The organism is Vibrio sp. 779(2023) (genome assembly GCF_033344285.1).
GTDB lineage: Bacteria > Pseudomonadota > Gammaproteobacteria > Enterobacterales > Vibrionaceae > Vibrio > Vibrio alginolyticus.
Genome location: NZ_JAWPOM010000145.1, coordinates 1 through 1238 on the forward strand (window position 1 = coordinate 1; position 1238 = coordinate 1238).

At 42.2% G+C, this 1238-nt stretch carries 3 protein-coding genes; 1 reads left to right on the plus strand and 2 read right to left on the minus strand.

The features are described 5' to 3' along the window. Positions 1 to 256: 50S ribosome-binding protein YggL (locus R8O70_RS25610; RefSeq protein ID WP_140257654.1), on the plus strand; the 256-nt coding region annotated here is incomplete at its 5' end. On the opposite strand, the gene R8O70_RS25615 is transcribed toward R8O70_RS25610, so the two are convergent. Next, positions 247 to 513, minus strand: a complete 267-nt coding sequence (locus R8O70_RS25615; RefSeq protein WP_318184512.1) for a hypothetical protein — start codon at positions 511 to 513, stop codon at positions 247 to 249. The two genes, R8O70_RS25610 and R8O70_RS25615, sit on opposite strands and share 10 nt — an antisense overlap. 358 nt (positions 514 to 871) lie before the next feature. Beyond that, positions 872 to 1238 (minus strand): helix-turn-helix domain-containing protein (locus R8O70_RS25620; protein WP_318184513.1); only part of this gene is annotated, 367 nt, incomplete at its 5' end.

A 1238-nucleotide genomic window follows, 5' to 3' on the forward strand; every position in this document is an offset into this window, starting at 1 on the left:
AATCAGCTGTGAAACAGACATTAACGACTTCGACCGTTACGATGCATTCGTTGATGACTTTATCGACTACATTGATACTCTAGGTCTATGCTTTGGCGGCGGCGGTCTGGAGCTATTTGAAGGCTTCCTATGTTCTACAGAACGTTACGGTAGCGCGACAGAAGAGCAAAAAGCACAAGTCGTTGCTTGGTTAGAAGCTCGTCCAGAAGTGAAAAGCGCGAAAGCTGGCGACTTGCTTGACGCAAACTACCTGTAATAGCAGGCAAGCAAATACGTTAGAGAAAGCTGGTCTTCGGACTGGCTTTTTTTATGGGTGATGAAACTGAATTTAAAATTAGATTTGAAGTGTTGGTGGTGTTTGGAGCTGGCAATGCGCAGAGAACGTTTGAATTCTATTGCCAGCTCAAGGACTTCGAGGATGGTTAGCTGTGATTTCTTAGCGGTTGCTTCTTTCGTATCTTTCAAGTCCTGGATGCGAACACGATGTAGCTGAGCTCTTCTCATTTTTTTCATAGTAATCTCCCTCATCTTCTATAAGTAACGCTCTTTATGAGCTTATTGTCTAAGGTTTTTTATCCCCTTAAATCTATAAGGGAACCAATTATTTAACCGTGACTCATTTCACAACATAATGATAAAAACGGTTCTATTGCAGCCATTTTTGACACCTAAAACCGATTATTATCTTCCTGACACGGTCAAATTACTCACGAGATATGACAGAAAAATGGCAATCAAGTTCCCTAAATTAACTGTCATTGAATCTTAATAATGATTCCTGAAAAACTTTGCAAGTAATATACCAATTGCACATCACTTTCCGTCGAGTAACTCTTTTCACGTTCTTACTGGCAGTTGCATACCATTCCCATTAAGGCTGAATTCGCTGCTGATAATGCTGGCGGTAGTCGCGTGGTGTTAGTCCTTTGTACGTTTTGAAGTGGCGATTAAACAGGGCTTGATTACGATATCCGACTCGCTCAAACACAATCCCAATCGGCAACGACGTAGATTGCAGCAAATCTGCGGCATGATTGATCCGCAATTTCATTAGACGTTGGCTAAACGGCTCTTTAAAGTGCTTTTGAAACAATCTTGTGACCGCACTTTCACTCAGCGATAAGTAGTTCGCCAAGTCTGCGAGCGTCACCTTAGTTGCAAAGTGTTGTTCGAGATACGCGTTAACACTTGCCACGCGCTCTCTTTCCTGTAGCTCGTGTTCACTCATCGATAAGTAT

What these genes read in the sequence shown, in the direction of transcription:
- R8O70_RS25615 (WP_318184512.1), bottom strand. Translation starts at nt 513, where the DNA reads ATGAAAAAAATGAGAAGAGCTCAGCTACATCGTGTTCGCATCCAGGAC.